Raw genomic sequence first — 8147 nt, forward strand, 5'->3', positions numbered from 1 at the left:
TGCCGGATCGGCTGACGGGCCCCGGTGGGGACGGCGCCCGGGTCCTACAGGGCCGTGCTGAAGTGCGCGCTCCACACCTGCATGCGGTAGACGAGGTCGTTCCACACGCCGGTGGCCAGCAGCACGCCGACGAGCACGAGCATGCCCCCGCCGATCCGCAGGACCCACGCGTAGTGGCGCTTGACCAGGCCGAATGCGCTCAGGGCCCGGCGGAAGGCCAGCGCGGCCAGGACGAACGGCAGCCCCAGCCCGAGGCAGTAGACGGCCATCAGCAGGGCTCCGCGGCCCGCGCTCGCCCCGGTCCAGGCGAGGGCCTGGACGGCAGCCAGCGTCGGGCCGATGCAGGGGGTCCAGCCGACCGCGAAGACCGCCCCCAGCAGGGGCGCTCCGGCGAGGCCCAGCGCGGGGCGCCGGTGGCTGCGGAACTCCCGCTGCGTGAAGCCCGGCAGGAAGCCCATGAAGGACAGCCCCATGAGCACGGTGAGGACGCCGAGCACCTGCGTGACCACCTCCTGATGGGCCAGCAGGGTGCGGCCGAAGTATCCGAACAGGGCGCCTCCGGAAACCAGGACCGCCGTGAACCCCAGGACGAACAGGAGCGCGCCGGTCGCCATGCGGCTGCGGCGTCCGCCGCGCGCGTCGGCCAGGTCGGCGACCGACAGGCTGGTCACGTAGCTGAGGTAGCCCGGTACGAGCGGCAGCACGCAGGGCGAGAGGAAGGAGACGAGCCCCGCGACGAAGGCCACCGGGGCGGCTATCAGGACCGTTCCGTTGACGAGGGAGGAGACGTCCGCGGCAGCGGCGAGCGGCCCGTGCACGACGGCCGTCATCCCTCCTCCTCCACCACGCGGGTGAGCAGGGGCCGCAGTTGCTCGGCGGTGACGGCGCCGCCGATGGCGACGGCGATCCGTCCACGGCGGTCGATGACGAGGGTCGAGGGCAGCGCCTGCGGATTGAGCACCGCGGGAGGGAAGCGGAGCAGGAGCTCGCCGGTGGGGTCGTGGAGGCTGGGAAAGCTCACGTCGTGCGCGCGTACGAAGGACTGCGCCGCGGCCCGGTCGCGGTCCCGGGTGTTGATCCCGAGGAACCGGACCCCGTCGCCCCGGGTCTGCCGGCTGAGCCGCTCCAGGTCGTCGGCCTCCGCACGGCAGGGAGCGCACCAGGAACCCCAGACGTTGAGGACGACCACCTGGCCGCGGAACCCGGTCAGGGAGACCGGATTCCCGTCCAGGTCGTCGCCGGCCAGCGCGGGCGTCTCCTCGCGGGCGCCCCGGTCCACGACGGTGGCCCCGGCGGCAGCCCTGAGCCCGACCGGCCCGCCGCCGCCCGATGCCCCGCTGCCGCCCGATGCCCCGCCGTCGTCCGTGCAGACGCCGGCCAGGATCAGGCCCGCCGCGACCGCGAGGCCGGCGCCGGCCGGGACGGCGGCCGCCCGTATCCCTCGTCTCACGAAGCCCACTTGCGCAGGAAGGAGTTGATGCCCTCCGAGGTCAGGGAGGGGTTGCCGGTGACATGGGTGTCGGTGCGCAGCGTGCCGGAAGGGGAGACGACCACCAGGACCGGCATCGTGTACGTCCCGCCCGAGGGGCTGTACTTGCGCAGGAGCGCCGAGTTGGCGGAGCTGTTGCCGCCTATGTCGACCTTGACGAGGTGGTACGAGGCCCCGAGGATCGCCGAGGTCGGCGGCTGGGCGAACACCTTGTCGGCGGCCTTGCAGTTGCCGCACCAGTTCGCGCCGAAGTCGAGCAGCACGGGCCGCCCGTCGGACTTGGCCGCGCGCAGGGCGGCGTCGATCAGCTTCTGTGCGTCGGCCGAACTGTCGTAGCCGGGGCCCGGTACGGAGGCCGGCGCGGGCGCGGCGGAGGTCCGCGGCGGCTTGGAGGGCGTCGCGGCCGAGCCGCCCGATCCCGATCCGGTGCGGGAGGGGCTCGGCGAGGCGCCGGCCGGGGTGGCGGACGCGGACGGCGAGGGCGACGCGGTCGGGGAGGCCTCGGGGGACGTGCTCGCCGACGCCGTCCCGGTGGGGAGCGCCGTGGACGACTGCCCGGCGCCGACCGGCGCGGAGGACCCAGCGGGCTCGGAGGAGGGCCCGCACGCGGCGGTCAGCCCCGCCGCCACCACGGCCGCGGCGACCAGGGGCAGGCGCCTCCCGAAGGGCGAGGCGGAGCGGGGAGGCGTCGTACGGCGTTCGGTGCGGGCGGATCGGAGCATGCGAGAACTCATGGCGGAGACACCCCAAGGCAAGGTTCGGACTGCGGGGTGGGCTGGACGCACCCCGGCTCGGTGAAACCGGGGGCCCGCGGTTCACGGGGCTGTTGCCCCGGTGCCCGAGGCCACTCGGCTGACGCGAGCATAGGACCGCTCGGGGCCCGCGGAACCCCGTCGGCGCGATCTTGAGGTTGCCCTAAGGAACAGCTCACCTTCCCCTTCGGCGGAACGCGGTGCATGAGCACACACAGGACGGTGAACCCCCGTAAAAGGGGCAGCGGACCGGCTGCCGTGACCGGGCTTCAGAACGAGGTCTCGCGGACGCTGGCCTTGGCCCCCGGTACGACCGTCGCCGTGATCTCCGACCGGTGGTCGTCGCTGGTGAACGTGACCGTGAGGGTGTCGTCGGCGGTCTGCGAGGTGGTCGCCTTGAAGCCGGTGCTGGGCACCGCCGAGATCAGGCACACGCCGCGGGCCCCGTACCGGACCGTGACCTTGCCGCCCTGCGAGGGGACGGTGTGCAGGCCCGCCCCGCCCTGCTCGCAGTCGACGCCGGTCCTCGGAGCGCTGGTCCCCGGGGCGCCCGACGAGGCCTTGGCGCGGGAGGGGGTGGCGGGGGAGGAGGAGTGCGGCTGCGTCGGCGTGGGGGAGGGGCTCGCGGAGGTGGTCGCGGTGGGTGAGGGCTGGTCCGGCGCCTGGCTGCCCGCCTGCCAGGCGGGGGGAGTGTCGATGACCACGGGGGCGGAGCGCGCGACCGGGGGCGTATGCCTGGTCGACCCGACCACGAACTGGACCGTGGCGAGGACGGCGGTGACGCTGGCCGCCGTGCACGACAGCCATATGAGCAGGTAGCGCGGAGTTCGGGGCACGGCCCCATAGTGGCCGACGCGCGGGGCGGCCCGTCACCGGTCCCCCTCGAACGTCCACGGCCGCCCGGTGGGGGCGCCGGCGGGCGCATGGACGGACGGCCCGGAAACGCCGACGTCCCCCGTCCCCGGAAGGGGTCGGAGGTCGTGCCGGCGCCGGTCGGCGGGCGGGTGGGGCTGTGCCGGACGGGTGGCGGGACGGGCGGGCAGGGCGGGGCAGGGCGGGGCTGGGGGGCTCTGCTACTTCCCGGTGCCGAAGTCCTGCGTCCACCACGGGCCGCCGTCGCCCTTGTGGACGCCTATGCCGATCTCCCGGAAATCGCAGTTGAGGATGTTGGCCCGGTGCCCGGAGCTGTTCATCCATGCGTTCATGACCGAATCGGCGTCGGCCTGGCCGCGGGCTATGTTCTCGCCGAGGCGGGACCACTGGTATCCGGCGGCTTCCACCCGGCCGGCCATGGTGGACCCGTCGGGTCCGGTGTGGGACATGACGCCGCTGCGCGCCATGGTGTCGCTGTACGTCCGTGCGGCGGCGCTCAGCTTCGCGTTGGTCGCCAGGGGACCGCAGCCGGCCGCCGCCCGCTCCTTGTTGACCAGGGCGAGGACCGCGGACTCGGCGTCGGCGTTGACGGTGCCCGAACCGCCGGAGCCGCCGGAGCCGCCGTTCTTCGTGGGGGCGGGCTTGGGCGCCGGCTTGGCCGGCTGGGCCGCTGCCGACTTGGCCGGAGCGCTGCTCGCCGGTGTCGCGGGACCGGCCGGAGGGGTCGATGCCGTGGCGCCGGTGTCGGGCGTCCCGGACGGGCCGGTGCTCATCGAGGCCGATGCCTCGGGGGTGCCCGTGGGGGCCGCGTCAGTGGGGGCCGCCGTCGGCATCGCTCCCGCGGCGGACGCCGTACCGGCCGCACCGCCGGCCCGCTGGTCCGTGTGGTCGTCACCGCTGGAGTCGGCCACTGCGACCCCGACCGCCACGGCCGCGGCGGCCGCGGTGACGCACAGAACGATGCGCGTGCGCGCCGTCTTCTTCCGGCGCGCCTCGACGCGGGACGGGGTTCCGGGAGTTCGGCTGCGGCTCATGCCGGTAACACCTCACTGGAGAGGGGAGGACGGGGTCCGCCCGAGCCTAGGGTCGTGACCAGCGAAAAGAGCGCCCTGGAGGGGTTCTTCAGGGTCCCCTAAGGAAGCCCGCAGAATCGGAACAGGGACGAGCCGGGCAATGGCCCCAAGTCGACGCGTCGCGGCAAGGAGCGGTGGCCGCTCTCCGCGGCGTCCTTTTCGCGTGTGCCGCCCGCGCTCACGGCGAGCGCGGCGTGGCCGAGGGCTGACGGCGAGCGAGGATGATCCCTCCGAGCTTGCTCTCGGCCGAGGTGAGGGTCGTGTGGGCCTCGACGGCGAAGCCGGCTTCGTCGAGCCAGGCGATCGTCCGGTCGTGCTGCCGGCGATGGACATGGACCTTCATCGGGTGCCCGCCATAACCCTCGGTCTTCAACTGCGACTCATCGCCCACATGGAAGCCGAGGAGCAGCGGCCCACCGGGCCGGAGCACGCGACGGAAATGCGCGAGCACCGAGCTGATCTCGGCGTCAGGAACGTGGATCAGCGAGTACCAGGCGACCAGGCCGGTCACCGAGGCATCGGCCAAGGTGAGGTCCGTCATGGAACCGAGGTCGAACCGCACGCCGGGGTGATCACAACGGGCCACATCGATGCCGAACGCGTCCAGGTCCAGCCTCCGCAAGTGACCTGTGATCCTGCCCGTCCCACACCCACGTCCACGACCGGCCCGCCGCCCTGGGCACGCACCAGGTCGGACGGTCCATCCGGACAGCCGGGCGGCGACGCCACGGGCAGGGGGCCCGCACCCTCGGCCGCCTCATCGCGCCCACCGGGCCGGGGTGCGTGATCAAGCCATGGTTCCGTCACCCGACCGGCCCATCAGGTCCTAGAGTGTGCGCGTGACCGAGCAGAACTCCGAACTCATCGCCGGCCGGTACCAGCTGGTCGAACGCATCGGCCAGGGCGGCATGGGCCGGGTCTGGAGGGGCATCGACCAGCAGCTCTTCGGACGCGAGGTCGCCATCAAGGAGATCCTCTTCCCGGCGGGCCTGGACGACGGCGACCGCGCGACCCTGCTCCGGCGTTTCACCGGCGAGGCCCGGGCAGCGGTCACTCTCAGCCATCCCGGCATCATCACCATCCACGACGTCGTGGAGCACCGCGGCGCCCCCGTCATCGTCATGGAGCTCATCCGGGGGGAGTCGCTCGCCGCGGCCATCCGCCGGCAGGGCCGGTTGCCCGTACAGCGGGTGGCGGAGATCGGGGCCGCCGTGCTCGACGCGCTCGACGAAGCGCATGACGCGCGGATCGTCCACCGTGACATCAAGCCGGACAACGTGCTCCTGACCAAGGACCGCGTCGTCCTCACCGACTTCGGCATCGCCCACCTCGCGGACGCCACGACCAAGCTCAGCCACAGCGGGACCGTCATCGGCACCCCGCAGTACATGGCGCCGGAGCAGTTGGACGGCAAGCGCCCGACTCCCGCCAACGACCTGTGGGCGCTCGGCGCCACCCTCTACCACGCCGTCGAGGGGCACCCGCCGTTCGAGGCCGACGGGTTCCACGCCCTTGCCGTCGCCGTCTTCACCCGCCCCCACCGGCCGCCGGCCCACGCCGGCCCGCTGGCGCCGGTGCTGGACGCGCTGCTGACCAAGGACCCGGCGCAGCGCATCGGTGCCGCCGAGGCCGCAGACCTGCTGGCGTCGGCGCTGCGGTCCTCCCGGTCCCGGGCGGACACGACCGCGGAGGCCGTCCCGCGCGGGCCCGGGCCGGCCCCCGTCCCGGAGGCGGAGACGGAGCACGCCCGGACCCCGGCGGAGCCCGCCCCGTCCCCGTCCCCGTCACCGCTGCCGACGCCCACGGCCACGCCCACGCCCACGCCCACGGCCAAGGATGCGGCGCACACGGCCGACACCCCCCGCCGACCCGTGCCGGAGCGGCCGACCAGCCCGCCCGTGGCCGTACCCCCGGCCGAGGACGTGTTCCCGCTCGGCGGAACGGACCGCCAGGGGCGGGACGGGGCGACGTCGGCCCGGCGGCCCGGCCTCACGCGGCGCTCGGCCGTCTTGGCGGTGGCCATGGCCACGCTCGTGGCCGGCTCCGTGCTGACCTGGAAGCTGACCCGTGACACCCCGCCCGACGGCGGGGCGGGCGGCGGCTCCGCGGGTTCCCCCGTCACCGTGGTCATCGGGGTGGACGCGCCGCTCAGCGGTGACCTGTCGGCCATGGGCCTCGGCATCAAGAACTCCGCCGACCTCGCGGTCAGGACCTCCAACCAGACCCGTCACGTACCCGGCGTCAACTTCGAGATCAGAGCCCTGGACGACGAGGCCGTTCCCGCCAAGGGCCAGGCGAACGCCGCGCGGTTCATCGCGGACGAGAAGGTGCTGGGGATCGTCGGGCCGGTCAACTCCTCGGTCGCGCAGACGATGGCGGAACCGCTCGGACGGGCGAACCTGGTCAACGTGTCACCGGCCAACACCAACCCCGTGCTGACGCTGGGCCCTCAGTGGGCCACGAACGCCAAGTCCCGCCCGTACGAGACCTACTTCCGTACCGTCGCCACGGACGTCGACCAGGGGCCCTTCGCCGCCCGCTACCTCCACGACGGGGCCGCAAAGACGAAGCTCTACGTCGTCGACGACGGCAGCGCCTACGGCACCGGGCTCGCCTCCGGTCTCAGGGCCGAGTTCACGAAGCTCGGGGGGACCGTCGTGGGTACGGACCGAGTCGATCCCGCGCAAGACGACTTCTCCTACCTGGCCTCCCAGGTGCGCAGCTCCGGCGCCGACGCCGTGTACTTCGGCGGCTACCACACCACCGCCGGGCCGCTCTCCCAGCAGCTCAAGCAGGCGGGCGTGACCATCCCCCTGATGGGCGGCGACGGCGTCTTCGACCAGCAGTTCATCACGACGAACCCGAAGGCCGAGGGCGACCTCGCCACCGGCATCGGCGTTCCCGCCGAAGCGCTGGCCAAGGGCGGGGACTTCCTCGCGCAGTACCAGAAGGCGGGATACCCGGAGGCGGCCGGTTCGTACGGCCCCTACGCGTACGACGCGACCTGGGCCGTCATCGAGGCGGTGAAGGCCGTCGTGGAGGCCCACGGCGGCACCCTCCCCCCGGATGCCCGGGAGAAGATGGCGCAGGCCGTGTCGGGGCTGGCGTTCGACGGGGTCACGGGTCGCGTGGCCTTCGACGAGTACGGCGACACCGTCAACCGCCAACTGACCGTGTACGCGGTGAAGGGCGGCAGCTGGACGACCGTGAAGAGCGGACCCCGCACCCCCTGACCCGTCCGCGTCCGGGGTTTCTCATGCCGGGGCGGATCCGGGGCGGTTGAGACCCCACGTCTGCAGCTCGAAGGGGCGTCCCTTCTCCTCGCCGGTGATCAGTGGGACGTCGAGCAGCCGGAAGCCCGCCTTCCGGGCCACGGCGACGCTGGCGGTGTTCGCGGCCTCCAGCTCCAGGATCACCTGCTCCGCCCCCAGTTGTTCGAAGGCATGGGCGGCCATCACCCGCACCGCCCGCACGGCCAGCCCCCGGCCCCGGTGGGCCGGACCGACCGCGTAGCCGATCTCGGTTCCTTCGGGGGCGCGCCGGAGCATCACCTCGCCGAGCGGGGCGCCGCCGTCGACGGTGATGGCGAGGAGGATCGCCGTTCCGTCCGCGCGCAGCTTCCGGGCGCGGTCCAGGCGCGTGCGGGCGGCCGCGTCGTCGAACGGGGAGACGATCGGCGTCCAGTACGCGATGTCGGGATGGTCGAAGAGTTCCGGCATCGCGGCCAGGTCCGTCTCCGTCCAGTCGCGCAGGACGAGACCTTCTTGCGCGATCTCGATCCGTTCGGGAAACGACGACGATGTGCTGGTCATGTTGAGGGACCCCTTCTGGCCTGATCGTGACGAGGCAGGCTACCGGCGTGCGGACCGGGCCGGCATCACCACGTCCGCCGCGCGGGGGGGGCCCCCCCCCGGGGGCCCCCCCCCCGCGGGGGGGGGGGGGGGGGGCCCCCCCCACGCG

Annotated in this window: 8 protein-coding genes; 1 reads left to right on the forward strand and 7 read right to left on the reverse strand. The window is 73.7% G+C overall.

Translation table 11 applies throughout. The annotated features are described in order from the left end of the window. Nucleotides 1-44: 44 nt before the first annotated feature. The 6 genes from ACWF9Z_RS32595 to ACWF9Z_RS32620 all read right to left on the reverse strand — a co-directional run bounded on the left by ACWF9Z_RS32595 (nt 45) and on the right by ACWF9Z_RS32620 (nt 4809). Nucleotides 45-830: a cytochrome c biogenesis CcdA family protein gene (locus ACWF9Z_RS32595; RefSeq protein WP_453608364.1), complete on the reverse strand. Its 786-nt coding sequence runs from the start codon at nt 828-830 to the stop codon at nt 45-47. Continuing rightward, a complete protein-coding gene (locus ACWF9Z_RS32600) occupies nt 827-1450 on the reverse strand; it encodes a TlpA disulfide reductase family protein (RefSeq protein WP_453608367.1) in 624 nt (207 codons plus the stop codon). The genes ACWF9Z_RS32595 and ACWF9Z_RS32600 overlap by 4 nt, the downstream gene beginning before the upstream one ends. Beyond that, complete coding sequence (locus tag ACWF9Z_RS32605; RefSeq protein WP_453608370.1) at nt 1447-2211, reverse strand: thioredoxin family protein; 765 nt, start codon at nt 2209-2211, stop codon at nt 1447-1449. Before ACWF9Z_RS32605 ends, ACWF9Z_RS32600 begins: the two co-directional genes overlap by 4 nt. Before the next feature lie 299 nt (nt 2212-2510). After that, the gene (locus tag ACWF9Z_RS32610) at nt 2511-3077 is read right to left on the reverse strand and encodes a hypothetical protein (protein ID WP_453608372.1); all 567 of its coding nucleotides are present in this window, start codon (nt 3075-3077) and stop codon (nt 2511-2513) included. Between the two features lie 237 nt (nt 3078-3314). Further along, entirely contained in the window at nt 3315-4148 is an 834-nt protein-coding gene (locus ACWF9Z_RS32615; RefSeq protein ID WP_453608375.1) for a CAP domain-containing protein, read from the reverse strand. A 217-nt stretch (nt 4149-4365) separates the two neighbouring features. Continuing rightward, nucleotides 4366-4809 (reverse strand): methyltransferase domain-containing protein, encoded by a 444-nt coding sequence (locus ACWF9Z_RS32620; protein ID WP_453608377.1) that lies wholly within the window; start codon nt 4807-4809, stop codon nt 4366-4368. A 217-nt stretch (nt 4810-5026) separates the two neighbouring features. Between ACWF9Z_RS32620 and ACWF9Z_RS32625 the strand changes: the two genes are divergently transcribed. Beyond that, complete coding sequence (locus tag ACWF9Z_RS32625) at nt 5027-7420, forward strand: bifunctional serine/threonine-protein kinase/ABC transporter substrate-binding protein (protein ID WP_453608379.1); 2394 nt, start codon at nt 5027-5029, stop codon at nt 7418-7420. Nucleotides 7421-7441: 21 nt separating this feature from the next. Here ACWF9Z_RS32625 and ACWF9Z_RS32630 read toward each other — a convergent pair whose 3' ends face one another. Beyond that, nucleotides 7442-7999, reverse strand: coding sequence for a GNAT family N-acetyltransferase (locus ACWF9Z_RS32630; RefSeq protein ID WP_453608382.1), 558 nt, complete (start codon nt 7997-7999; stop codon nt 7442-7444). Nucleotides 8000-8147 lie beyond the last annotated feature (148 nt).

This window comes from Streptomyces sp. NPDC054961, from assembly GCF_053609145.1.